The following is a 24,339-nucleotide window of genomic DNA, read 5'->3' as shown; positions in this document are numbered from 1 at the left end:
GGTGACCCCCGCACCGCCGCCCCGCCGGTCGCTGACCACCGCTGACCGCGCCGGCCGGTCCGTCTGCTCGACAGATCCTGGAGTCACCATGTCTGCGTCCACCCCGGACCCCGCTGATCCCGTCTTCCGGCTCCACCTCGGCGGCAAGATGGCCGTCGCCTCCACCGTGCCGCTGACCAGCCGGGAGGACCTCTCCCTCGCGTACACCCCGGGGGTCGCCCGGGTCTGCGAGGCGATCGCCGCCGACCCCGCGCTCGCCGACACCTACACCTGGGTGTCGCACACCGTCGCCGTGGTCACCGACGGTTCCGCCGTCCTCGGCCTGGGCAACATCGGCCCACGCGCCGCGCTGCCCGTGATGGAGGGCAAGGCGGTGCTGTTCAAGCAGTTCGGCGGCGTGGACGCGGTGCCGGTCTGCCTGGACACCCAGGACGTGGACGAGATCGTGGCGACGGTCAAGGCGCTCGCGCCCTCGTTCGGCGGCATCAACCTGGAGGACATCAGCGCGCCGCGCTGCTTCGAGGTGGAGCGCCGGCTGGACGAGGCGCTCGACATCCCGGTCTTCCACGACGACCAGCACGGCACCGCGATCGTGGTGCTGGCCGCGCTGCGCAACGCGGCGACGCTGCTCAACCGCAAGCTCGGTGACCTGCGGGTCGCGGTCAGCGGCGCCGGCGCGGCCGGCGTGGCGGTGACGAAGATGCTGATCGCCGGCGGCGTCGACCCGGCCCGGGTGGTGGTCTGCGACTCGCGCGGCATCATCGGCCGGCACCGCGAGCTGACCGGCACCAAGGCCGAGCTGGCCGAGCTGACCAACGCCGAGGGCCGCCAGGGCGACGTCACCGAGGCGCTGCGCGGCGCGGACGTGCTGGTAGGCGTCTCCGGCGGGCAGATCCCGGAGGCGGCGGTGGCCGGCATGGCCCCCGGCGGCATCGTCTTCGCGCTGGCCAACCCCACGCCGGAGGTGCACCCCGAGGTGGCCGCCCGGCACGTCGCGGTGGTCGCCACCGGGCGCAGCGACTATCCCAACCAGATCAACAATGTGCTCGCCTTCCCGGGCGTGTTCCGGGGCGCGCTGGACGCCGGGGCCACCCGGGTCACCGACGGGATGAAGGTGGCCGCCGCCGACGCCATCGCGGGCGTGGTGGCCGGGTCGCTGACCGCGGACGCGATCGTGCCGTCCCCGCTGGACCCGCGCGTCGCCCCGGCGGTCGCCGACGCGGTCGCCGAAGCCGCGCGCCGCGACGGCGTCGCCCGCCGCTGAGGTGTAAGGAGGGGCCCCTTCTTATCGCATTTCGCATAGGAAGGGCCCCTTCTTAACGCCCGCTCAGCTTGTTACCGTGCCGATCATGCGTGCCGCCTATGCCTCGGCCTTCGACGCCGACAACCCGCTCGCCGCGCTCGCCGTCGGCGACCGTCCCGAGCCGGTCCACCCGCAGGACGACTGGGTCACCGTGCGGGTGCGGGCCAGCTCGCTCAACCACCACGACCTCTGGTCGCTGCGTGGCGTGGGCCTGACCGCGGACCAGCTCCCGATGATCCTCGGCTGCGACGCGGTCGGCACCGACCCGGACGGCAACGAGGTGGTCATCTACCCGGTGGTGCCCACCCCGGGCGACCCGCGCGGCGTCTCCATCCTCTCCGAGCACTTCCCCGGCACGTTCGCCGAGCTGGTCGCCGTACCCCGGATGAACCTGCTGCCGCTGCCCGACGGCCTGGCGGCGACCGACGCGGCGTGCCTGCCCACGGCCTGGCTCACCGCGTGGCGGATGCTCACCACCAAGGGCCGCGTCGCCGACGGCGAGTCGGTGCTGGTCCAGGGCGCCGGCGGGGGCGTGGCCACCGCGGCGGTCGCGCTCGCCGTCGCACTCGGCAAGCGGGTGTACGCGACCAGCCGCGACGCCGCCAAGCGGGAGCGGATCACCGAGCTGGGCGCCACCGCGCTGGAGCCCGGCGCGCGCCTGCCGGAGCGGGTCGACGTGGTGATCGAGACGGTCGGCGCGGCCACGTTCGACCACTCGCTGAAGTCGGCCGCGCCGATGGCCCGGATCGTGGTCTCCGGCGCGACCGCCGGGCACGAGCCCACTGTCAACCTGCGTCGCGTCTTCGCCATGCAGTTGGAGATCCTCGGCACGTCCATGGGCACCCCGGACGAGCTGACCGAGCTGCTCGCGTTCTGCGCCGAGCACGCGGTCCGGCCGGTGGTGGACCGGGTGGTGCCGTTCAGTGACATCTCCGACGCGTTCGCCCGGCTGCACTCCGGCGAGGTCTTCGGCAAGGTGGTCGTCGACCACACGGCGTGAGGCCGGCCTGATGAGAAGGGGCCCCTTCTCTGCCGGAGGCGTTAAGAAGGGGCCCTTCCTTACAGCCGGTTGTCGAGGGTGGCGAGGTTGGCTCGGGTGGCGTCGGCGGGGAGGCGGGTTTTTGCGGTGGGGTCGCCGTAGAGCGTCCAGCGCAGGAACTCGACCGTGGTGTCGGCGACCACCCGCAGCGCCTTCCCGTCCCCGAGCAGCGCCCGGCCGTGGTCACCCTTCGGCAGGCTGAGCATCGCCTTCGGCCACGGCACCGCGTCGAAGACCGCCTTGCCCGCCGCGTACGACACCACCTCGTCCGCCTCGCCGTGCACGAACAACTGCGGGGCGGCGGCGCCGGCGAACGCGGTGCCCACGCCGAGCGCCGTGCCGGCGAAGACGATGCCCGCGTCCAGCCGCTCGTCCCGGCCGGTGGTGAACAGCCCGATGGTGGTCACCCCGCCGGCGCTGTGCCCGGTCGCGGCCACCCGGTCCGGGTCCAGCCGGCCGCGCAGCGGATCGCCCGCCGTCGCGTCGAGCGCGAGCACCCGGGTCAGCACGTACGACACGTCGGCCGGTTGGTTGAGCACGTCGAGCGGGTTGCCGTCGCCGCCCCGGCCGGTGTGCGGGAAGCGCGGCGCGGCCACCACGAACCCGGCCGCCGCCCAGCGCGTCAGCAACACCTGGTAGTCCTCGGGCCGGGCGCCCAGCCCGTGGCTGAACACCACCACCGGGAACCGCCCGGCCGCCGCCGGGACGGACCGCTTCGCCGCGCCGCCGGCCGGGCCCGCCGCCGGATACCAGAGCGATACCGGCAACGGTCGATCACCATCGCGGTTCAGCTTCAGGTGGCGTACGCCGACCGCGAAGCTCGTCGCGGGCGCCTTGCCGGCGGGTACGCGGGGGGTCGGGGTGGCACTGTTCGGGGACGTGTCGGGGGCGGGCCGCCCGGTCGGGGCGGTCGGCTCCGAGCAGCCGGCCAGACCGGCGCCGAGCAGGGCGACGGCGGTGGCCATAGCGACGGGACGACAGCGCATGCTCCCGATTGTGCCTCGCGTCCACCGACGGCCGGGCCGTAAGGCGGGGCCCCCTGTTAACGCCTGCGGTAGAGGAGGGGCCCCCGCTCAACACCTTGGGCGGGCGGTGAGCGGCGGCCGGGTCAGCCCGCCTGACGGTCGCCGACCGAGGCCCGGAGGCGGGCCAGGTCGGCGGCGTCCTTCGCGCGGCGGGGCCGCTCCGGCATCCAGACCGGGAACATCTCCTTGAACTCGATCTGCGCGGTGACGCTGATCACCGGTGCGGTGAGCGACCCGATCCGGCCGGCCGGCGCGTCGAGCATCCCCGCCGGCAGGGGCGTGCCCGCCCACGGCCCGGCGCCGACCACCACCCGGCCCGCGGAGTCCCGTTCCAGGTAGGCGAAGCTCAACTCGACGTCGCCCCGGAGCAGGTCGAGCTGCTGCGCGGCCGGCATCCGCGGGTCGGCTCGCCAGCCCTGCCCGCCGAGCCGGACGGCCAACCGCTCGGCGTCGCGCCGCCAGCAGTACCAGTCGACGTCGACGTGCGGTCGGCTCACGGCGCCGAGGTGGAAGTCCATCGCCCAGCCGCCGCGCAGCCACACCTCGATGCCGTCCGCGCCGGCCAGCTCGACCACCTCGCGGATCGCGCCCAGTTGCCGCTCCACCAGCCCGTCCATCAGCCGAAGCTACCCTGCTCCGCCCCTTCCCACCGTCCCGACCGCCCGGCCCCGATGATCAAGGAGTTGGCGTCCGCGATCGCCGGCCCGGGCGACGCCAACTCCTTGCGCAACGAGGGGGTGGTCGGGAGGGAAGGGTCAGGTGGGGAGGGCGCGGGTGGTGAACGTGGTGACGCCGGGGGTGGTGGCGTCGGTGGGGAGGCGGCGCAGCGCCGTCCGGTCGGCGTAGAGCGTCCAGCGGAGGAAGTCCGTGGTGGTCGCGAGCACCTCGGTGAAGCCGGGGCGGCCCGGGTTCAGGTACTCGCCGTGGCCCTGACCGGGCAGGCTGAGGAAGGCGGCCGGCCCGAGGCAGCGGGCGTACGCGGCCCGGCCGATCGACTCCGGCACGATCCGGTCGGCGGCGCCGTGCACGAACAGCATCGGCGTCGACGGACGCGCGATGCCGGCGACCGGCCGGCCACCGGCGATCACGATCCCGGCCCGCAGCGGGGACCGTCGCCCGGCGACGAACATGCCGAGCGTGGTGTGGCCACCGGCCGAGTGCCCGGCGGCGGCGAACCGGTCCACGGCCAGGTGCGCGCCGAGCGCGTCGCCGGGGCGGGCGCCCAGGCGGACCAGGTGACGGACCAGTCGCCGGGCGTCGGCCGGCTGGTTGCGCACGTCGTCGCGGGTGAAGGCGCGGGCGCGCAGGTTGGTACGGGGGTAGGTGGGTGCCGCCACCACGAAACCGGCGGCGGCCCAGCGGGTGGTCAGCCGCGCGTGCAGCGCGGGCAGGCTGCGCAGTCCGTGGCTGAAGACGACCACCGGGAACCGCCCGGCGGCCACCGGCGCCCGCGTCCGGACCATCGGCCCGGCCTCCGTGCCGGGGCTCGGTGGAACGGCTCCCCGGTCCCGTCCGGAGGGGTCGGGGGAGCGTGCTCCGGAAGGGTCGGGGGAGTGCGGTCCGGGGGAGTGCGGTCCGGGGGATCGCGGCCCCTGGGTGTCGGCGGGGTGCGGCGTGGCGGGGAGGACGGTGACCGGCTCGGGGAAGGCGGCCGGGTCCACCGGGTACCAGACGGTGACCGGCAGGGGACGAGGGCCGTCCGGGTCGATGGTGAACTGCCGCATCCCCACCGCGTACGGGTGCTCCGGCGCGGTCCGGACGCCGGCCGGGACCGGACCGGTGGTGGCGACCGCCGACCCGCAGCCGGCCAGCAGCGCCGTCGTCAACACGGCCACCAGCCGCCGCCCCGTCATGCCTGCACGGTAGGCAGCCGAGCGGGCCGACCGCGCCCGCCGTCCGGGCGGCTGCCCCCGCCACCCGGCCGGGCCGCGCCTCCACCACCCGGCCGGGCTTTGCCCGCCCCGGCCGCCCGGGCAGGCCGAGTCCGGCCCGGCGGGGCACGGGTGGGCGGTGGGCTTCGCTAGGGTCACCCGCATGGCTGAGAACTACACCGACCCCAGCGGCAACACCGCGCAGTTCCGCGCTTTCGTGGACACGCCCGAGCCGGCCGCGGCGGCGCCCGCGCCGTCCCGGTTGCCGTTGATCGCCGGTCTCGCCGTCGCCGCCGTGGTGGTCGTCGCCCTGGTCGCCTGGGTCGCCCTGGGCTGACCCGGCCCCCACGGCCGGTGAGCCGTGGCGCTGGTCCACGCCGGCACGCCGTGGCGCTGTCCGCGCCGGGATGTCGGCGTGGCGCTGTCCGCGCCGGGATGTCGGCGTGGCGCCGTCCGCGCCGGGATGTCGGCGTGGCGACGGACGCGCCGGGACGACGGACCTCGACGACGCGGTGGCGCGGTGGCGTCGACCGCGATCAGGCGGCGAGCACCTCGCGGGTCTCCCGGGCGATCTCCCGCTCCTCGTCGGTGCCGACCACGAGCACCGCGACCTCGGCACCGGTCGGCGAGATCAGCCGGTCACCGGTGTCGTCGTTGCGGGCCGGGTCGACGGCGATGCCGAGCCGCTCCAGGCCGGCCAGCGACGCGGCCCGCACCGGGGCGGCGTGCTCGCCGACCCCGGCGGTGAACGCGATCGCGTCGACGCGTCCGAGCAGCGCGTAGTACGCGCCCACGTAGCCGGTGATCCGCCGGCAGTAGACGTCGAACGCCAGCGCCGCGGCCGGGTCGTCGGCGTCCCGGCGGGCCAGCACCTCCCGCATGTCGTTGACACCGGTCAGCCCGAGCAGGCCGCTGCGGTGGTTGAGGAGGTCGTCGATCTCGTCCACGCCCATCCCCGCCTCGCGGCGCAGGTGGAAGATGACTGTCGGGTCGAGGTCGCCGCTGCGGGTGCCCATCACCAGGCCCTCCAGCGGGGACATGCCCATCGAGGTGGCCACGCTGCGACCGCCCCGCACCGCGCACGCGCTCGCCCCGTTGCCCAGGTGCAGCGTGATGGTGTTCAGCTCGGCGTACGGCCGGTCGAGCAGTTCGGCGGCCCGCCGCGACACGTACGCGTGCGAGGTGCCGTGGAAACCGTAACGGCGGATGTCGTACCGCTCGGCGGTGGCCCGGTCGATCGCGTACGTGGCGGCGGCCTCGGGGAGCGTGTGGTGGAACGCGGTGTCGAAGACGGCCACCTGCGGGGTGTCCGGCAGCGCCTCCCGGGCGACCCGGATGCCGGCCAGGTTGGCCGGGTTGTGCAGCGGGGCCAGCGGGACGAGGTCCTCGATCCCGGCGACGACCGCGTCGTCGATCAGCACCGGGGCGCTGAACCGCCGTCCGCCGTGCACCACCCGGTGCCCGACGCCGGCCAGCCCGTCGAGGTCGAGCCGCTCGATGATCTCCCGGACTGCGCTCTCGTGGTCGGCCGGCCCGCCGCCCGGCTCGCCGACCCGCTCCACGGTGCCCTTGTCGAGCACCTCGTCGCCGTCGTACAGCCGGTACTTGACCGATGAGGATCCGCTGTTGAGGACCAGGATGCGGCTCATTCCGACGCCTCCGTGGCGGCCTGGATGGCGGTGATCGCCACCGTGTTGACGATGTCCGGCACGGTCGCGCCCCGGGACAGGTCGTTGACCGGTCGGCGCAGGCCCTGCATGACCGGGCCGACCGCCACCGCGCCGGCCGAGCGCTGCACCGCCTTGTACGTGTTGTTGCCGGTGTTCAGGTCCGGGAAGATGAACACGGTGGCCCGGCCCGCCACCGGGCTGTCCGGCAGCTTGGTGGCGGCCACCTGCGGGTCGATCGCCGCGTCGTACTGGATCGGCCCCTCGACCAGCAGTTCCGGCCGGCGTTTCCGGACCAGCTCGGTGGCCGCCGCGACCTTCTCCACGTCCGCGCCCGCGCCGGAGCTGCCGGTGGAGTACGACAGCATCGCCACCCGCGGCTCGATGCCGAACCGGGCCGCGGTGTCGGCCGAGGAGATGGCGATGTCGGCGAGCTGGGCGGCGTCCGGGTCGGGGTTGACCGCGCAGTCGCCGTAGACCAGCACCCGGTCGGCGAGCAGCATGAAGAAGACGCTGGACGCGACCGAGACGCCGGGCACGGTCCGGATGATCTCGAAGGCCGGCCGGATGGTGGCGGCCGTGGTGTGGGTGGCGCCGGAGACCATCCCGTCGGCGCGGCCGGCCTGCACCATCATGGTGCCGAAGTAGTTGGGCTGCGCCACGATGTCGTGCGCCAGCTCCGGCGTCATGCCCCGGTGGGCGCGCAGCTTCGCGTACGCGGCGGCGAACTCGTCGCGCCACTCGCTGGTCGTCGGGTCGACGAGCTGCGCGTCGCCGACGTCGACGCCCAGCTCGCGGGTCCGCCGGGCGATCTCGTCCGGCCGCCCGAGCAGCGTCAGCTCGGCGACGCCGCGGCGCAGCAGCACCTCCGCCGCGCGCAGGATGCGCTCCTCGGCGCCCTCGGGCAGCACCAGCCGGCGGCGTCGGGCCCGCGCCCGGTCGATGAGGTCGTTCTCGAACATCAGCGGGGTGACCCGCGCGGAGCGGGTGACCCGGAGCCGGGCGGCCAGGTCGTCGGTGTCCACGCAGCGCTCGAACGCGCCCAGGGCCGCCTCGACCTTGCGCGGGTTGGCGGTGCTGGGGCGGCCCTCGATCCGGCTGGACGCCTCGACGGTGTCGTAGCTGTCGCTGGTCACCGACAGCACCGCCAGCCCGGTGTTCATCCGCTCGACCAGCCGCATGGCGCGCGGGTCGGGCTGCTCGCCGAGCGTGAGCACCAGCCCGGCCAGCGACACCTGCCCGGCCACGTGGGCGGCGCCGGCGGCGACCAGCAGGTCGGCCCGGTCGCCCGGGGTGATCACCAGCGCGCCGTCGGTGAGGTGGTCCAGCAGCGTCGGCACGTGCGCCGCGCCGACCACGTAGTCGAGCACGTCGCGGTCCAGCGCGGCCCGGTCGCCGGCGAGCCGGGTGGCGTCGAGCGCGGTCGCCACCTCGGCCACCGTCGGGGCGGAGACGGTCGGCACCTCCGGGATCGCGTACGCGGGGACCGGCAGCTCGGGCAGCGTCATCGGGCCGGGCACCCGGTTGGCGACCACCGCCACCACTGTCGCGCCGAGGTCGGCCAGATCGTGGTACGCGCCGCGCATCGCCGCCGCGATGGCCTCGGGCGGCTGGTCGAACCCGTCCACCACGGGCACCACGACGCTGCCGAACTCGATCGCCAGGCGGGCGTTGAAGGCCAGCTCGCGGGGGCCGGCGCCGTCCCCGTCGGCGAAGTCGCTGCCGACCACCACGACGGCGGGGCAGCGCCGCTCCACCTCGCGGTAGCGGGCCACGATCGCCGAGATCAGCTCCTCCCGCCGGCCGTTCGTGACCAGCGCGGTGGCTTCGGCGTACGTCGCGCCGTGCAGCTCGGCGACCGGCAGTTCCACCCGGTAGCGCTCGGTGAGCAGGGCCAGGATCGGGTCCGGGGTGTCACCGCCGGCGACCAGCGGCCGGAACGCGCCGATCCGCTCGACCTGCCGGGACAGCAGCTCGGCCAGGCCGAGCGCCACCGTCGACTTTCCTCCGCCGGACCCCACGCCGGTCAGGTACACGCTGCGCGCCACGACCTCACGCTACAAGATCGCCCAGCCCTCCGCCCGGGTCCTTGTCCCCGCCTCCTCCTCCCGCCGATCTTGCGGTTGCGGCCCCTCGTGCGACCGGAAAGCGGCAGTTGCCGGGGCAGCAACTGCAAGATCGCGTGGGGTGGGTGCTGCCGTTGCAGCAGTTCGTCTACCGGCAGTTGATGTACCTGGTGCTGATCCAGTCGGTGGTCACCGCGTTGACCGGTGGCCGGCTGGGCTGGCAGAAGCTGCGGCGTACCGGAAATCTCGACGCGACCGCGCGGCGGGCCGCCGCCTGACCGTCGGTCACGCCGGCGTGGTCGTCCGGGGCTCGGGGACGTCGGGCCCGCCGACCGGCTCGGCGGCGCGCAGCAGCGCGTCGCTCTTCGCCACCCAGGCCGCGCCGAAGGCGAAGACGGCGAGCGTCTCGCACCACAGCACCGGCTTGAGCGTGTGCCGGACGTCGGCCGGGAGCCGCGTGCTGGCCAGCGCGAGCGCGACGGCGAGCAGGATGAGCCCGCCGCAGGCCCGGTAGAAGACCTGCGCCGCGCGCCGGGGCGGCACCCCGGCCCGGTCCGGGCGGACGAAGAGGACCAGGCAGAAGACCGCGAGCAGGACGAAGAGGCCGGCGGCGGCGACCTGGTGCACCACGCCGGCCGTCCGGTCGACGCCGTCGACCGTGGCGGCCGGCACGCCCGTCGCGGTGGGGAAGAGCGCCACCACGATCGCCAGTACGCCGGCGCAGGTGCCCAGCAGGTCCTCCGGCCGGCGGTACCGGTAGCTGATCAGGAAGACGCCGACGGCGCACATCGCGCCGACGAAGACGTCCCGCATCTCGGAGTGGTAGTACCCGCTGAGCGAGTCCAGCAGGGTGAGGCGTCGGGTGGCGGCGACGTGGCCGACCACCAGCACGACCGGCAGCGCGAGGCCCACCGATCCGATGCCGAGGCGCAGGTGGCGTACGGTCACCGCGTCCTGCGGTGGCTTGCGGTTCCCGGGGTCCATACCTCAACAGTGGACGTCACGCAGCGGAACTAGTCAAACGCGAACCGTCACTCGTCATCCTCGTCGTCCAGGCGGGCCAGCCAGGTGGCGAACCGCTCGATCGGCGTCTCGAACTCCGGGTTCAGGTCCACGAAGTCGCGCAGGCGCTCGCCCAGCCACTCCAGGCTGACCTGCTCGTCGCCCCGGCGCTCGACCAGCTCCTCGATGCCACGGTCGGTGAAGTACACGGTCGTCCTCTCGTCGTACGGCAGCGGCCCGCCCCGGTGGAGGGACGGGCCGCTGCGTCGGGGTGTCACGGGCGGGGCAGGGCCGCCTCGATCAGCGCGTTCTGCTCGACCTCGTGCATCTTCGCCGAGCCGACCGCCGGAGCGGCGGCGGACGGCCGGGAGATGCGGCGCAGCCGGACCTCGGGCAGGTGCTCCAGCAGGTTGAGCGCCACGAACGACCAGGCGCCCTGGTTGGCCGGCTCCTCCTGGACCCAGGCGAAGTCCTCGGCGTTCGGGTACTGCGCCAGCGCGGTCCGGACCTCGTCGACCGGCAGCGGGTAGAGCTGCTCCATCCGGAGGATCACGGTGTCGGTGACGCCGCGCTCCTGCCGGGCCTGGAACAGGTCGTAGTAGACCTTGCCCGAGCAGAGCAGCACGCGCTTGACCTGCTCCGGCGCCGGGGCGGCGGTGTCGGCCAGCACGGGCTGGAACGTGCCCGTGGTGAAGTCCTCCACCGGCGACACGCACAGCTTGTGCCGCAGCAGGGACTTCGGCGTGAACACCACAAGCGGCTTGCGCTTGGGCGACAGCGCCTGCCGGCGCAGCAGGTGGAAGTAGCTCGCCGGGGTGGTCGGGATGGCCACCCGCATGTTGTCCTCGGCGCAGAGCTGGAGGAAGCGCTCCGGGCGGCCGGAGGTGTGGTCCGGCCCCTGGCCCTCGTGGCCGTGCGGCAGCAGCAGGGTGACCGCGGAGCGCTGGCCCCACTTCACCTCGCCGGAGGAGATGAACTCGTCGATCACCGACTGGGCGCCGTTGACGAAGTCACCGAACTGGGCCTCCCAGGCCACCAGCGCGTTGACGTTCTCCACCGAGTAGCCGTACTCGAAGCCCATGGCGGCGTACTCGGAGAGCAGCGAGTCGTGCACGAAGAAGCGGGACCGCTCGCCGTCGGCGGTGAACGTCTTCAGCGGCAGGTAGTCGTCGCCGGTGCGGGCGTCGACGATCGAGGCGTGCCGCTGGACGAACGTGCCGCGGCGCGAGTCCTGCCCGGCGAGCCGGACGGTGACGCCGTCGTGCAGCAGCGCGCCGAACGCGATGATCTCGCCGAAGCCCCAGTCGATGTTGCCCTCGACGGACATCTTCCGGCGCCGCTCCAGGAGCTGCTGGATGCGCTTGTGCGGGGTGAAGCCCTCCGGCAGGTTGACGTGCGCCTCGCCGATCGCCTTGACCACGGAGGCGTCGGTCGCGGTGTCGACCTGCGGCTCCGGCTCCTCCTCCCGCTTCGGGCGGCTGAGCTGGCGCGGCGTGGTGGCCGCGTCCCGGGTGGCCTTGAAGACGCGTTCGAGCTGTGCCTGGTAGTCCCGCAGCAGCTCCTCGGCGTCCTCCACGGTGATGTCACCGCGCCCGATCAGCTCCTCGGTGTAGAGCTTGCGGACCGACCGCTTCGAGTCAATGATCTTGTACATCTGCGGGTTGGACATCGACGGGTCGTCGCCCTCGTTGTGCCCGCGCCGGCGGTAGCAGACCAGGTCGATCACGACGTCCTTGTTGAACGCCTGCCGGTACTCGAAGGCCAGCCGGGCGACCCGGACCACGGCCTCGGGGTCGTCGCCGTTGACGTGGAAGATCGGCGCCTGGATCATCCGGGCCACGTCGGTGCTGTAGAGGCTGGACCGGCTGTACTCCGGGGCGGTGGTGAAGCCGACCTGGTTGTTGACCACCACGTGCACGGTGCCGCCGGTGCGGTAGCCGCGCAGCTGGGACAGGTTGAGCGTCTCGGCGACCACGCCCTGGCCGGCGAAGGCGGCGTCACCGTGCACCGCCAGCGGCAGCACGGTGTACCCCTCCAGCTTGAGGTCGATCCGGTCCTGCTTGGCCCGGACGATGCCCTCCAGCACCGGGTCGACGGCCTCCAGGTGCGACGGGTTCGCCACCACCGACACCTTGACCGCGTGGTCGCCGTCCGGGGTGGTGAACTTGCCGTTCTGGCCGAGGTGGTACTTCACGTCGCCGGAGCCCTGCGTGGACCGCGGGTCGAGGTGCCCCTCGAACTCGGAGAAGATCTTCTCGTACGGCTTGCCGACGATGTTGGCCAGCACGTTGAGCCGGCCGCGGTGGGCCATGCCGATGACGACCTCGTCCAGCCCGGCCTCGGCGGAGGACTCCAGCACCTCACCGAGCAGCGGGATCAGCGACTCGCCGCCCTCCAGCGAGAAGCGCTTCTGGCCGACGTACTTGGTCTGGAGGAACGTCTCGAACGCCTCGGCCGCGTTGAGCCGGTTGAGCACGTGCTTCTGCTCGTCGGAGCTGGGCTTCTCGTACTTGCGCTCGACCCGCTCCTGGATCCAGCGCCGCTCCTCCGGGTCCTGGATGTGCATGTACTCGATGCCGACCCGGCGGCAGTAGGAGTCCCGCAGCACGCCGAGGATCGAACGCAGCTTCATCCGCTGCTTGCCGGCGAAACCGTTGACCGGGAAGACGCGGTCCAGGTCCCACAGCGTGAGCCCGTGCTGGAGCACGTCCAGGTCCGGGTGCTTGCGGATCTTGAACTCGAGCGGGTCGGTGTCGGCCATCAGGTGACCGCGCACCCGGTACGCGTGGATCAGCTCGTGCACCCGCGCGGTCTTGTTGATCTGGCCTTCGCTGTCGACGGCCACGTCGCGCATCCAGCGCACCGGCTCGTACGGGATGCGCAGCGAGGTGAAGATCTCGTCGTAGAAGCCGTGCTCGCCGAGCAGCAGCTCGTGCATCACCTTCAGGAACTCGCCGGACTGCGCGCCCTGGATGATCCGGTGGTCGTACGTGCTGGTCAGCGTGATGACCTTGCTGACCGCGAGGTCGGCCAGGGTGGCCTCGCTCATGCCCTGGTAGGGGGCCGGGTACTCCATCGCGCCGACGCCGATGATGGCGCTCTGCCCCTGCATCAGACGCGGGATCGAGTGCACCGTGCCGATGCCGCCCGGGTTGGTCAGCGAGATGGTGGTGCCGGAGTAGTCCTCCATGGTCAGCTCGTTGCGGCGGGCGCGCCGGACCACGTCCTCGTACGCCTGCCAGAACTGCCGGAAGTCCATCTGCTCGCAGGCCTTGATGGACGGCACGACCAGGTTGCGGGAGCCGTCCGGCTTGGCCAGGTCGATGGCGATGCCCAGGTTGACGTGCTCCGGCCGGAGCATCGCCGGCTTGCCGTCGACCTCGGCGAAGGAGTTGTTCATCTCCGGGTGCTCGATCAGCGCCCGGACCATCGCGTACCCGATCAGGTGGGTGAAGCTGACCTTGCCACCGCGGCCACGGGCCAGGTGGTTGTTGATCACGATGCGGTTGTCGACGAGCAGCTTCGCCGGGACCGCGCGCACGCTGGTGGCGGTCGGGACGGCGAGCGACGCGTCCATGTTCTGGACGATCTTGGCGGCGACGCCCCGCAGCGGGGTGGTGCCGGCGGCGCTCGCGGCCGGCGCCTTGGCGGCGGCCGGCTTGGCCGGGGCGGCTTTCTTCGCCGGGGCCGGCTCGGGCGCCTTCGTCGCCGGCTTCGCGGCGGGCTTCGCCGGCGCGGGCTCGGCCCTGGCGGGGGCCGGCTGCTCGGTGACCGTGGCGACGGCCTCCTGCTGCTCGGCGGGCTCCGGCCGGGCGGCCGGCTTGGCCGCGGGCTTGGCCTGGCCGTCCGGGCGCGGGGTCGCCGCGCCCGGCGCCGGCCGGTAGTCGGCGAAGAAGTCGTGCCAGGCCGAGTCGACGCTCGACGGGTCGGCGAGGTAGCGCTGGTACATCTCCTCGACGATCCACTCGTTCGGGCCGAAACCCGCCAGTGGGTTCTCCTGCGATGTCTGCTGGGTCGACACGGCCGCTAATCGCCTCTTTCACGCGGTTGTGAATGTCACGCGGTGGGGCCCCGTGCCCGGCACTCCGGCGCACAGGGGACGGATCCCAGGCTACGCCGTGCGATTGCCACCGGCATTCTCGCCTCCGGCTGGTGGCCCGTTTCACAGAAGATGCCAGAAGTTCGGCAAACGCTGCGTGTCGTCCCGACTCCTGCTAGCCGACGACGGCCCCGGTCGGTGACACGGGTCACCGACCGGGGCCGAATCCGAACGACGGATCAGGAGATGTCGCGTCGCCGGATGGTCAGCACACCGATCACGCCGGTCACCACCGCGTACCCGATCAGCACCGCCGCGCCGGCCCAGCGCGGCGGGTTGCCGGGGATCTCGGCGCCGCTCACCATCAGGCCGGAGGCCAGCGACGGCACCAGCAACTGGAGCTCGTTGATCCAGTCGCCGAACCGCTCCGCCAGCAGGCCGATCGCGATGGCCGCGCCGATGGTGCCGCCCAGGTAGAGCAGGATGCCGGTCACGGTGGCGCCGATCTGGCTGCGGATCAGCACGCCGAGGCCGACGCCGAGCACGGACCAGAGCAGGTAGGCCAGCCCGTTGAGCGCGACCGCGCGCCAGACCGCCCCGCTGTCGAGCTGCGAGCCGACGTCCACCGCGTTCAGGATCAACGGTGCGAAGATCAGGTTGAGCACCGTGGTGACGATCCAGAAGCAGAGCGCCAGCACGCCGGCGGCGGCGAGCTTGGCCAGCATCACCGCGGTGCGGTGCGGGGCGGTGAGGAACGTGGTGGTCACCGTCTGGTGGAAGAACTCGCTTGTCACCACCACGATGCCGAGCAGCATCACGATGAGCAGGCCGAAGAACTGGCCGTTGGTGTAGAGGTTGGCGGCGATGCTGTCGGCGCTGGAGACCGCCTGGATCTGGTCGGCCTGCTCGCCCGACACGTCGCCCACGTTCCCACTGGTCAGGGCGTCGGTCTGCAACCAGTTGAAGCCCAGTGCCAGCGCCCACAAGGGCAGGCTGATCAGCCCGAAGACCCACCAGGTGCTGGTGGTACGGATCTTGAGCAGTTCGGATCGGACCAGCGTCATCGGATCTCCGCCTTTCCGGCCGTCAGCTCCAGGAAGACCCCTTCGAGGTCGGGACGTTCGGTGGTCAGCTCGTGCAGCTCCACCTTCGCGGCCAGCGCGATCCGGCCCACGGTCGGCGCGTCCACGCCGCTGACCAGCAGCGCGCCGTTCGGGTCGGCGTCGACGGTGGCGGACTGCTCGCGCAGCGCGGCGGCCAGCTCGTCCGCCTGCGGGGTGCGCACCCGGATCCGGGCGCCGTGCGTCATCGAGCCCATCACCTGCTCGACCGGCCCCTGCCGGACCAGCTTGCCGGCCGCGATGATCACCACGTCGTCGGCGAGGAGCTGCATCTCGGAGAGCAGGTGGCTGGAGACCAGCACCGTCCGGCCCTCGGCGGCCAGGCCCTTGAGGAAGCCCCGCATCCAGCGGATGCCCTCCGGGTCCAGGCCGTTGGCCGGCTCGTCCAGGATCAGCACCTGCGGGTTGCCGAGCATCGCGGCGGCGATCCCGAGCCGCTGCTTCATGCCCAGCGAGTAGCCCTTGAACTTGCGCTTCGCCGCCGGAGAGAGCCCGACCAGGGCCAACGCCTCGTCCGCCCGCGACTTCGGCAGGCCGGCCGCCGCGCAGATCACCCGCAGGTGGTTGATGCCGGTGCGGCCCTTGTGCGCGCTGGACGCCTCCAGCACCGCGCCGACCGTCCGCAGCGGGTCGGTCAGGTCGGCGTACCGGTGGCCGCCGATGGTGGCCGTGCCGGCGGTCGGCGTGACCAGGTTGAGCAACATGCGCAGCGTGGTCGTCTTACCGGCGCCGTTCGGGCCGAGGAAGCCGGTGACCCGACCCGGCTCGACCGTGAACGACAGGTTGTCGACCGCGCGGACGTTCTTGTATTGCTTGGTCAAGCCGGACACGATGATCTGGCCGGTCGCGGCACTGGGGCGTGGCTGCCCGTCGGACATCATTCTCCTCTCCTGCCCCGGCGCGCTGGACGCACGCCGGTGGGACGCCGTTGCGGAGGCGCCCCGCTCAGCCTTCCAACCCGGTGCAACCGGGTCAATCAGGCGGGATGTGTACGCGCCGTCCTCCTCAGGGAGGAGATCAGCCGGCCGGGAGCGCGATCCAGGTGGCGCGCGCCCGGCCGAGCAGCGCACCGTCCGGACCGTACAGGCTGGTGTGCACCTCGGCCTTCCGCCCCTCGCCGCCGACCGCGAGCCCGGTCACCACGCACGCGTCGCCGGGCCGGGGCAGCGCCGTGATCTGCGCGGCGATCCGGCCCAGCACGTACGGGCGGCCGGCGGAGAGCACCGCCCAGCCGCCCGGGCAGTCCAGCGCCGCCCAGACCGTCGCGGGCACCACGTCGGCCGGTGCGCGGAACGGCGCGGCGGTCCGCCCGTCCGGCAGCCGGCCGGGAAAGATCCGCAGGCCGTCCGGGTGGTCCGGGCCGCAGACGTAGCAGCGCGGAAACGGGTGGTCCACCAGACCGGGGTACGCCAGCGCGGCGGCCTCGGCCGTGGCCGGGTCCACCGGCGGCACCACCGCGTCCACCGGCTCGACCCGGCGTACCTCGGCGACCAGCCGGCCCGCCGGATCGTGGATACCACCGTCGGCGGCGGTCAGCGGCGTGTCCAGCGGCGGCGGCCGGCGCAGGGTGACCTGCACCGGGCCCCGGTCGTCGACCAGCGCGGCGAAGATCCCGGCGCTCCAGCCGCCGTTGCCGGAACCGTCCGGGCCGTGGAAACGGGCCTCGACCAGCACGTGCACCTCCGGATGATGGTCCGCCGGCGTCGTCGCCGGTGTTCGCCCGGCAGCCTCGCACACCCGCCGGCCCGGGTCCGCACGCCGCCGCCGACCGGCGTTCACCGGATCGACACCCCTCACCCCGGGCCCGGCAACCCGTAGCCCCTACACAGGACCCATGGCTGTTCTGCACGCCGCTGGCGCACCCATCACGACCAGCGGTTACACCCTGCTGATCGCCGACGACCCGACCCTGGTCGCGGCCGCGCAACGGCTGCGCCACGAGGTGTTCGCCGGCGAACTCGGCGCCACCCTGCCGCCCGACGCGGCCGGGCTCGACACCGACGGGTTCGACGCCCACTGCGACCACCTGGTGGTGCTGCGCGAGGACACCGGCGAGGTGGTCGGCACCTACCGCCTGCTGCCGCCCGGCCGCACCGACCGCCGGTACGCCGACGGCGAGTTCGACCTGACCCCACTGGCCCCGCTGCGCGACGACCTGGTCGAGGCGGGCCGCTCCTGCGTGCATCCCGACCACCGCACCGGCGCCGTGATCAACCTGATGTGGGCCGGCATCTGCCGCTACCTGCACCTGCGCGGCTCCCGCTGGCTGGGCGGCTGCGCCTCGGTGCCGGTCGCCGACGGCGGGACCGCCGCCGCCGAGGTGTGGGCGCAGGTCACCGAGCGGCACCTCGCCCCGCCGCCGCTACGGGTGACCCCGCGCCGGCCCTGGTTCGCCGAGGCGCCGGCAGCACCCGCGCCGGCGGCGCTCACCCCGGCCGAGCGCCGGGCGCTGGTCCCGCCGCTGCTCCGCGGCTACCTGCGGCTCGGTGCCTGGATCGGCGGCGAGCCGGCGTACGACCCGGACTTCGGCTGCGCCGACTTCTACGTGCTCTTCTCGCTGGACCGGATGAACCCGCGGCACCTGCGGCACTTCCTCGGCGAGGTGGCGTCGTGACACCGCTCGGCGACGATCTGTGGCGCCCCGCGTCCGGCTGCGGGCCGCGGTGCCTGCCCCACGCTGCCGCCCCGGACGTCTCCGCGCTCCGCCGGGTCGGCCGGCTGCTCGGCGTACTCGTCATGCTCGTGGTCGGGGCCGGCCTCGCCGCGGTGCTGCCGCTGCTGCCGGCGGCCGACCGGCGGGCCGCGCTGCGCGCCTGGGCCCGTACGACGTTGCGCGCCCTCGGCGTGCGGCTGGTGGTCCGGGGCCGGCCGCCGCGCCGCCGTGCCCTGCTGGTCGCCAACCACGTCTCCTGGCTGGACATCCTCGCCGTGCTCGCGGTGTCGCCGGCCCGGATGCTGGCCAAGCGGGAGGTGCGCCGCTGGCCGGTGCTGGGCGCGTTGGCCGCGGCGGCCGGCACGATCTTCGTGGACCGGTCCCGGCCGCGCGCGTTGCCGGTCACCGTCGCCCGGGTGGCCGACGCGCTGCGCGCCGGGCATCCGGTGGCGGTGTTCCCGGAGGGCACCACCTGGTGCGGCGCGCCGTCCGGCTGCCGCCCGACGCGCGGCTTCCGGCCGGCGATGTTCGAGGCTGCGGTGGTCGCCGGGGCGCCGGTGGTGCCGCTGGGCATCGGCTACCGGCACGCCGGTGACGCGAGCACGCTGCCCGCCTTCCTCGGCGCGGAGACGCTCTGGGCGTCGCTGCGGCGGGTGCTGGCGGCCCGGGACCTGACCGTGTCGGTGACCGTGGCCGCCGCGCTGCACCCGGCCGACGGGGCGGACCGGCGGCTGCTGGCCCGCGCCGCCGAGGTCGCCATCCATCCGGCCCCGCCCATCCGGACACCGGTCTCCCGCCCGCTCTCCGCGAGCCGCCCGTTTCCCGCGAGCCGCCCGCTTCCCGCGAGGCCGGTGCCCGGCGAGGCGGTCGTCGATCTGGTGGCCTGACAGTTCGTCCTTCGCCCAGCGCTCCCACCAGCAAAGATGGATCTTCCGTAGGCTGGGACGGGAGTGAATCTTGGACCGCATCGGCCCCTCCGGGGGCCGTTTCGTACCAAGATCTCGCGTGCCAAGATTTCGGGGTAGACGCGATACGGTCGCGATGCAGGTCTTGATGAGTCGCGATGTATCGCGTTATGCTCCTCCCGTCACTCGACGTGTCGTCCGGCACGTCGGCGAGGGGAGGACGCCATGGCCAGTTGGACGGTCGACAGTCCGCGCCGGCTCACGCTCGACGAGCCGGTCACCCGGCTGGAGGTGCGGCTGGTCAGCGGCCGGCTCAACGTGGTCGCCGCCGACGGCCCGGCCCGGGTCGACGTCACCCGGATCAGCCGCCGGCCGATCGTGGTCGAGCTGCGCGACGGTCGGCTGACCGTCCGGCACGAGCGGATGCCCCGCTGGCCGGGCGTGCTCTGGTGGCTCGGTCAGCTCCGCCGCCGGTTCCGCGCCGAGGTGTCGGTCGCCGTGCCGGCCCAGGCGCTCGCCGACCTGCACCTGATCGACGGCGCGCTGGTCGCCTCCGGGCTGCGCCGGGACACCCGGGTCGACGTCACCTCGGGCCAGGTCACCCTGATGGGGCTGCGCGGACGCACCACTGCCAAGGTGGTCTCCGGTCCGGTGGAGGCGCTCGGCATCGGCGGCGACCTCGACCTGGAGACGGTCTCCGGGGAGCTGATCCTGGCCGACAGCGCGCCCGAACGGGTGCGGGCCCACGCGGTCTCCGGCTCGATCACCTGCGACCTGGACAACCCGCGGGGCAGCGAGATCCGGCTCAGCGCCATCTCCGGCAGCATCACCGTCCGGGTCCGCGAGGACAGCGACCTCAGCGTGCACCTGCACACCACCTCCGGCCGGATCACCAGTGGCTTTCCGCAGATCTGCGGCGGCCAGCACGGGTTCGGCGCGGTCAAGGACAGCCACGGCGTGCTGGGCGGGGGCGCGGGTAAGCTCTGGGCGTCCGCGACGTCCGGCAGCATCGCGCTGCTGGCCCGCCCGGTGGCGGACGCCGACGACGTGGAGGACCTGCCGTGACCGCCGTGTTCACCCACGGGCGGCTCCGGCTCTACCTGCTCAAGCTCCTCGACGACGGGCCGAAGCACGGCTACGAGCTGATCCGCCTGCTGGAGGAGCGGTTCCTCGGCCTGTACGCGCCCAGCGCCGGCACCATCTACCCCCGCCTGCAACGGCTGGAGGTGGAGGAGTTGGTCACGCACACCGCGGTGGGCGGGCGCAAGGTCTACGAGATCACCGAGGCGGGCCGCGCCGAGCTGCGCCAACGCGCCGACGAGCTGGCCACGCTGGAGGCCGACATCAGCGCCTCCGTCGAGGACCTCTCCGCGCTGGCCGGTGAGATCCGCACCGAGGTACGCGGCTCGGTGCGCGACCTGAAGCGGGAGCTGCGCGAGGTGACCCGGCAGACCCGGCAGGGCCGCTGGACGCCGCCACCGGCCACCCGGCCCGGTGACCACGACGGGGCGGCCCGACCGGCGGAGGCACCGCTGCTCGTCGAGTTCGACGAGCGGCTGGCCGCGTTCACCGTCGAGGTCGGCGCGCTGGTGCGGGCCGGGCGGCTCAGCGACAACCAGCTCCGGACCGCGATCCGGCTGCTCGACGGCGCGCTCGACGGGCTGCGGCGACTGCTCCGCTGAGCTCACAGGTTGTTTCCAGCCACCACCCAGCGCGACCGCAGCCGGAGCACGGATGATGGGGCCATGGCGGCTACCCACACCGAGGCTCGACTGCTCGTCGTCGAGGACGATCCCAACATCCTCGAACTGCTCTCCGCGAGCCTGCGCTTCGCGGGCTTCGACGTGGCGACCGCGACCAGCGGCAGCGCGGCGCTGCACGCCGCCAAGGATCACCGGCCCGACCTGGTCGTGCTCGACGTGATGCTGCCCGACCTCGACGGCTTCGAGGTCATCCGGATGCTCCGCGAGGGTGGTACGCGTACCCCGGTGGTGTTCCTGACCGCGCGGGACGCCACCGACGACAAGATCCGCGGGTTGACGCTGGGCGGCGACGACTACGTCACGAAGCCGTTCAGCCTGGAGGAGCTGACCGCCCGCATCCGGGCCGTGCTGCGGCGCACCGCGACCGGCGAGCAGGCGCCGTCCCGGCTCACGTTCGCCGACCTGGAGCTGGACGAGGAGACCCACGAGGTGCACCGGGCCGGCCAGCGGGTGCAGCTCTCGCCGACCGAGTTCAAGCTGCTGCGCTACCTGATGCTCAACGCCAACCGGGTGCTCAGCAAGGCGCAGATCCTCGACCACGTCTGGAACTACGACTTCCGCGGCGACGACAACATCGTCGAGTCGTACATCTCCTACCTGCGGCGCAAGGTCGACAACACCCAGCCCCGGCTGATCCACACACTGCGTGGGGTGGGGTACGTGCTGCGCAAGCCGGCGGCGTGAACGCCGTCCACGACGCGAAGAGCTGGCTGCGCGGGATCCCGCTCCGGCTCAAGCTGGTCACCGCCGTGCTCGCGCTGGTGGCCGGCGCCCTGCTCGTGATCAGCGTCTCCACCGCGTACTTCCTGCACAACTATCTGGTGGGCCGGATCGACGGCGAGCTGAACGACCAGCTCGACCGCGGTGTGACGGTCAGCCAGGAGAACCTGAACACGCTGCCCACCGACTACATGGTGGCCCAGTGGAACAGCACGTACCAGCGGGTGGCGTTCGCCCGGGACCGGGCGCTGAGCGAGCAGGACCTGCCGGCCGGCATCAAGCAGCAGCGCTGGTACGAGGAGCACGCCAACGGGGAGGCGTTCACCGTCGAGGGAGCGGACCGGCAGGTCCGGTGGCGGATGATGATCCGGCAGGACAGCGAGGACTCGTACCGGGCGATCGGGCAGAACCTCGACGACGTCGACCTCTCCGTGCGGCAGTTGCTCTGGATAGACCTGCTGGTGGGCGGCGCGGTGCTGATCATCCTGGCGTCGGTGGGCGCGGGCATCGTGCGTACCAGCCTCAAGCCGCTTGTGGAGATCGAGCGGACCGCGGGGGCCATCGCCGGCGGCGACCTGACCCGGCGGGTGCCCGACCCGGAGGAGGGGCGGCCCTGCCCCACCTCCGAGCTGGGTCGGCTCTCCCGGGCGTTGAACACGATGCTGGCCCAGATCGAGGCCGCGTTCACCGCGCGGGCCGCCTCCGAGGCGGCGGCGCGCAGCGCCGAGACGGGCGCCCGGGACGCCGCCGCCCTGGCGCAGGCGTCCGAGGCGCGGGCCCGCCGGTCCGAGGAACGGATGCGGCAGTTCATCGCGGACGCCTCGCACGAACTGCGGACACCGCTGACCACCATCCGGGGCTTCGCCGAGCTGTACCGGCAGGGCGCGGCCCGGGCCCCGGAGCAGACCGCCGACCTGCTGCGCCGCATCGAGGACGAGGCGTCCCGGATGGGGCTGCTGGTCGAGGACCTGCTGCTGCTGGCGCGGATGGACCGGGAACGGCCGATCGCGTTGGCCCCGGTGGAGCTACCGGTGTTGGCCTCGGACGCGGTGGAGGCGGCCCGGGTGGTCGACCCGGAACGGCGGATCGAACTGGAGCTGGAACCGGGCGCGGGCCCGCTGGTGGTGCTCGGTGACGACGCCCGGCTGCGGCAGGTGATCGGCAACCTGATGACCAACGCGCTCACCCACACCCCGCCGGACGCCGCGGTCACGCTGCGGCTGCGGGCCGAGGCGGGGAACGTCGCGGTGGTCGAGGTGGCGGACACCGGCCCCGGCCTGACCCCGGAGCAGGCCGAACGGGTCTTCGAGCGGTTCTACCGGGTGGACGCGGCCCGGACCCGGCGGGCCGCCGGGCCGACCAGCACCGGCCTCGGCCTGGCCATCGTCGCCGCGCTGGTGGCGGCGCACCACGGCACCGTCGAGGCGGTCGCCACGCCGGGCGGCGGGGCCACGTTCCGGGTGAAACTGCCGCTGCTGCCGGAGACGCCGGAGTCGGGCGAGTGACTTACAGAAAACATTCAGGCGGATTCCAGGCTGGTGACAGTGCGGCGGGGAAAGCTGTAGGCATGACCGACCACGAGACCGAGCCGCAGCGGTCGCCGGCACCTGCCGACGCCCAGCCGTCGCACCACACCGCCGAGCTGCCCCGCGTCGAGAGCGGGACATCGGACTCCACTCCGGCCGCCGCGTCGGTTCCGGCCGACTCCCCGGCCGCCGGAACCACCGCCCACGCCGACGCACCGACCAGCCCGTACGCGCCGTCGTCCGACACGCCGGCCAGCCCGTACGCGCCGTCGTCCGACACGCCGGCCAACCCGTACGCGCCGTCCTCCGCCGCGCCGGCCAGCCCGTACGCGCCGGGTGGCGCGTACGCCCAGCCGTCCGGCAGCCCGTACGCCCAGCCCTCCGCGCCGCCGTACCCCGCCTCGGGGCAACCACAGAACTGGTACGGGTCGCCGCAGCAGGGCGGGTGGGCGCAGCAGGGCGGCTCCGGCTACCCGTCGTCGCACACCGGGGGACCCGTTCCGACGTACCAGGCGCAGCCGTACCCCCCGCACCAGGCCGGGCAGCCGGTCCCGCCGTGGGGACAGCACCAGCCGGCGCGGCCCAGCCGGGCCGGCAAGTTCGTCGGCGCCGGCGCGTTGGCGCTGGCCCTGATGCTCGGCTCGGGCGTGGCCGGCGGCGCGTTGGCCCTCGCGCTCGACGACGGCGGCGGCGTCACCCGCACCTACTCCGCCGCTCCGGTGATCAACAGCGCCGACCTGCCCAAGATCGCGGCTGCCGTGCAGGACAGCATCGTCACGATCATGACGGACAGCGGTGAGGGCTCCGGGGTGATCCTCAGCGCCGACGGGTTCGTGCTGACCAACAACCACGTGGTCGCCTCCGCCAGCGGCGACACGGTGAAGGTGGTCTTCGCCAACGGCAAGAACGCCTCGGCGAAGATCGTCGGCACGGATCCGAAGACCGACCTCGCGGTGGTCAAGGCCAGCGGCGTGAGTGACCTGAAGGCGGCGAAGTTCGGCGACAGCGACGGCATGCAGGTCGGTGACCAGGTGCTCGCGCTGGGCAGCCCGCTCGGCCTCCAGGGCTCGGTGACCGCCGGCATCCTCAGCGCCCGCGACCGCACCATCTCCGCTGGTGAGGGCGGCCAGCAGCAGACCCCGCAGCAGGGGGCCAGCTCGATCTCCGGCCTGTTGCAGACCGACGCCCCGATCAACCCGGGCAACTCCGGCGGCGCGCTGGTCAACACCCGGGGCGAGGTGATCGGCATCAACACCGCGATCGCCACCGCCGGGCAGGGCAGCAACGGCAACATCGGTGTCGGCTTCGCCATCCCGAGCAACAAGGCCAAGGACGTGGCCGAGAAGCTCCAGCGCGGCGAGAAGATCAGCCACCCGTCGCTCGGGGTCAGCGTGAACGCCGCGGAGGACGGCGGCGCGATGGTCGCCGCGGTCACCCCGGGCAGCGCCGCCGAGAAGGCCGGGATCCAGCGGGGTGACGTGATCACCAAGTTCGGCGACAAGGTGATCAACGATTCCAACGACCTGGTCGGCGCCGTGCAGGCCGGCAAGGTCGGCGACCGGGTCGAACTTCAGTTCAAGCGAAACGGATCCGACGAGACGGCAACCGTGACGCTCGCCGAAACGTCATAGTCCGCAAG

General features: G+C 73.4%; 21 protein-coding genes and 1 pseudogene. 11 read left to right on the top strand and 11 right to left on the bottom strand.

The features are described 5' to 3' along the window. Positions 1-88 precede the first annotated feature (88 nt). Both AB0B02_RS21155 and AB0B02_RS21150 read left to right on the top strand, forming a co-directional pair. Positions 89-1,264 (top strand): NADP-dependent malic enzyme, encoded by a 1,176-nt coding sequence (locus AB0B02_RS21155; protein WP_281937742.1) that lies wholly within the window; start codon positions 89-91, stop codon positions 1,262-1,264. Positions 1,265-1,340: 76 nt separating this feature from the next. Then, a complete protein-coding gene (locus AB0B02_RS21150; RefSeq protein WP_281937739.1) occupies positions 1,341-2,303 on the top strand; it encodes a zinc-binding dehydrogenase in 963 nt (320 codons plus the stop codon). Between the two features lie 59 nt (positions 2,304-2,362). Here AB0B02_RS21150 and AB0B02_RS21145 read toward each other — a convergent pair whose 3' ends face one another. From AB0B02_RS21145 to AB0B02_RS21135, 3 genes are all read right to left on the bottom strand, one after another. Next, a complete protein-coding gene (locus AB0B02_RS21145) occupies positions 2,363-3,328 on the bottom strand; it encodes a chlorophyllase (protein ID WP_281937737.1) in 966 nt (321 codons plus the stop codon). A gap of 122 nt (positions 3,329-3,450) precedes the next feature. Further along, the gene (locus tag AB0B02_RS21140; protein ID WP_281937735.1) at positions 3,451-3,984 is read right to left on the bottom strand and encodes an aminoglycoside adenylyltransferase; all 534 of its coding nucleotides are present in this window, start codon (positions 3,982-3,984) and stop codon (positions 3,451-3,453) included. Between the two features lie 138 nt (positions 3,985-4,122). Continuing rightward, a complete protein-coding gene (locus AB0B02_RS21135; protein WP_357302683.1) occupies positions 4,123-5,220 on the bottom strand; it encodes an alpha/beta hydrolase in 1,098 nt (365 codons plus the stop codon). A 181-nt stretch (positions 5,221-5,401) separates the two neighbouring features. Here AB0B02_RS21135 and AB0B02_RS21130 point away from each other — a divergent pair, with 181 nt between their 5' ends. Further along, the gene (locus tag AB0B02_RS21130) at positions 5,402-5,575 is read left to right on the top strand and encodes a hypothetical protein (RefSeq protein ID WP_357302680.1); all 174 of its coding nucleotides are present in this window, start codon (positions 5,402-5,404) and stop codon (positions 5,573-5,575) included. Between the two features lie 199 nt (positions 5,576-5,774). Here AB0B02_RS21130 and AB0B02_RS21125 read toward each other — a convergent pair whose 3' ends face one another. Together AB0B02_RS21125 and pta are read right to left on the bottom strand one after the other, a co-directional pair. Beyond that, entirely contained in the window at positions 5,775-6,887 is a 1,113-nt protein-coding gene (locus AB0B02_RS21125; protein ID WP_357302678.1) for an acetate kinase, read from the bottom strand. Further along, on the bottom strand, positions 6,884-8,953 hold the full coding sequence (pta, locus tag AB0B02_RS21120; protein ID WP_357302675.1) for a phosphate acetyltransferase: 2,070 nt from the start codon (positions 8,951-8,953) through the stop codon (positions 6,884-6,886). The genes AB0B02_RS21125 and pta overlap by 4 nt, the downstream gene beginning before the upstream one ends. A 116-nt stretch (positions 8,954-9,069) precedes the next feature. Here pta and AB0B02_RS21115 point away from each other — a divergent pair. Then, a pseudogene (locus AB0B02_RS21115) lies at positions 9,070-9,249 on the top strand (hypothetical protein); the annotation flags it as partial. A 7-nt stretch (positions 9,250-9,256) separates the two neighbouring features. Here the strand turns inward: AB0B02_RS21115 and AB0B02_RS21110 are convergent. The 6 genes from AB0B02_RS21110 to AB0B02_RS21085 form a co-directional block, all read right to left on the bottom strand. Next, complete coding sequence (locus tag AB0B02_RS21110; protein ID WP_357302672.1) at positions 9,257-9,955, bottom strand: DUF998 domain-containing protein; 699 nt, start codon at positions 9,953-9,955, stop codon at positions 9,257-9,259. A 47-nt stretch (positions 9,956-10,002) separates the two neighbouring features. Further along, a complete protein-coding gene (locus AB0B02_RS21105; RefSeq protein ID WP_089009804.1) occupies positions 10,003-10,182 on the bottom strand; it encodes a DUF6104 family protein in 180 nt (59 codons plus the stop codon). Positions 10,183-10,247: 65 nt separating this feature from the next. Further along, a complete protein-coding gene (locus tag AB0B02_RS21100; protein WP_281937721.1) occupies positions 10,248-13,994 on the bottom strand; it encodes a multifunctional oxoglutarate decarboxylase/oxoglutarate dehydrogenase thiamine pyrophosphate-binding subunit/dihydrolipoyllysine-residue succinyltransferase subunit in 3,747 nt (1,248 codons plus the stop codon). A gap of 257 nt (positions 13,995-14,251) precedes the next feature. After that, the gene (locus tag AB0B02_RS21095; protein ID WP_281937719.1) at positions 14,252-15,076 is read right to left on the bottom strand and encodes an ABC transporter permease; all 825 of its coding nucleotides are present in this window, start codon (positions 15,074-15,076) and stop codon (positions 14,252-14,254) included. After that, positions 15,073-16,011 (bottom strand): ABC transporter ATP-binding protein, encoded by a 939-nt coding sequence (locus tag AB0B02_RS21090; protein WP_281937717.1) that lies wholly within the window; start codon positions 16,009-16,011, stop codon positions 15,073-15,075. The genes AB0B02_RS21095 and AB0B02_RS21090 overlap by 4 nt, the downstream gene beginning before the upstream one ends. A 139-nt stretch (positions 16,012-16,150) precedes the next feature. Continuing rightward, positions 16,151-16,807, bottom strand: a complete 657-nt coding sequence (locus AB0B02_RS21085) for a hypothetical protein (RefSeq protein ID WP_357302837.1) — start codon at positions 16,805-16,807, stop codon at positions 16,151-16,153. Positions 16,808-16,967: 160 nt separating this feature from the next. Between AB0B02_RS21085 and AB0B02_RS21080 the strand changes: the two genes are divergently transcribed. The 7 genes from AB0B02_RS21080 (at position 16,968) to AB0B02_RS21050 (ending at position 24,331) form a co-directional block, all read left to right on the top strand. Beyond that, entirely contained in the window at positions 16,968-17,747 is a 780-nt protein-coding gene (locus AB0B02_RS21080) for a GNAT family N-acyltransferase (RefSeq protein WP_357302667.1), read from the top strand. Then, the gene (locus AB0B02_RS21075) at positions 17,744-18,673 is read left to right on the top strand and encodes a lysophospholipid acyltransferase family protein (RefSeq protein ID WP_357302664.1); all 930 of its coding nucleotides are present in this window, start codon (positions 17,744-17,746) and stop codon (positions 18,671-18,673) included. Before AB0B02_RS21080 ends, AB0B02_RS21075 begins: the two co-directional genes overlap by 4 nt. A 243-nt stretch (positions 18,674-18,916) precedes the next feature. After that, the gene (locus tag AB0B02_RS21070; RefSeq protein ID WP_281937714.1) at positions 18,917-19,756 is read left to right on the top strand and encodes a DUF4097 family beta strand repeat-containing protein; all 840 of its coding nucleotides are present in this window, start codon (positions 18,917-18,919) and stop codon (positions 19,754-19,756) included. Next, positions 19,753-20,373, top strand: coding sequence for a PadR family transcriptional regulator (locus AB0B02_RS21065; RefSeq protein ID WP_107160942.1), 621 nt, complete (start codon positions 19,753-19,755; stop codon positions 20,371-20,373). Before AB0B02_RS21070 ends, AB0B02_RS21065 begins: the two co-directional genes overlap by 4 nt. Before the next feature lie 63 nt (positions 20,374-20,436). After that, positions 20,437-21,138: a response regulator transcription factor gene (locus AB0B02_RS21060; protein WP_107160940.1), complete on the top strand. Its 702-nt coding sequence runs from the start codon at positions 20,437-20,439 to the stop codon at positions 21,136-21,138. Beyond that, positions 21,135-22,679, top strand: a complete 1,545-nt coding sequence (locus tag AB0B02_RS21055) for an ATP-binding protein (protein WP_357302659.1) — start codon at positions 21,135-21,137, stop codon at positions 22,677-22,679. Before AB0B02_RS21060 ends, AB0B02_RS21055 begins: the two co-directional genes overlap by 4 nt. 62 nt (positions 22,680-22,741) lie before the next feature. Beyond that, positions 22,742-24,331, top strand: a complete 1,590-nt coding sequence (locus AB0B02_RS21050) for a trypsin-like peptidase domain-containing protein (protein ID WP_357302656.1) — start codon at positions 22,742-22,744, stop codon at positions 24,329-24,331. The last annotated feature ends 8 nt before the right edge of the window (positions 24,332-24,339 follow it).

Source organism: Micromonospora sp. NPDC049240, from assembly GCF_040647835.1.
Lineage (GTDB): Bacteria > Actinomycetota > Actinomycetes > Mycobacteriales > Micromonosporaceae > Micromonospora.
Note: the sequence above shows the minus strand (reverse complement) of the source record. Positions and strands in the feature narration are given on the sequence as shown.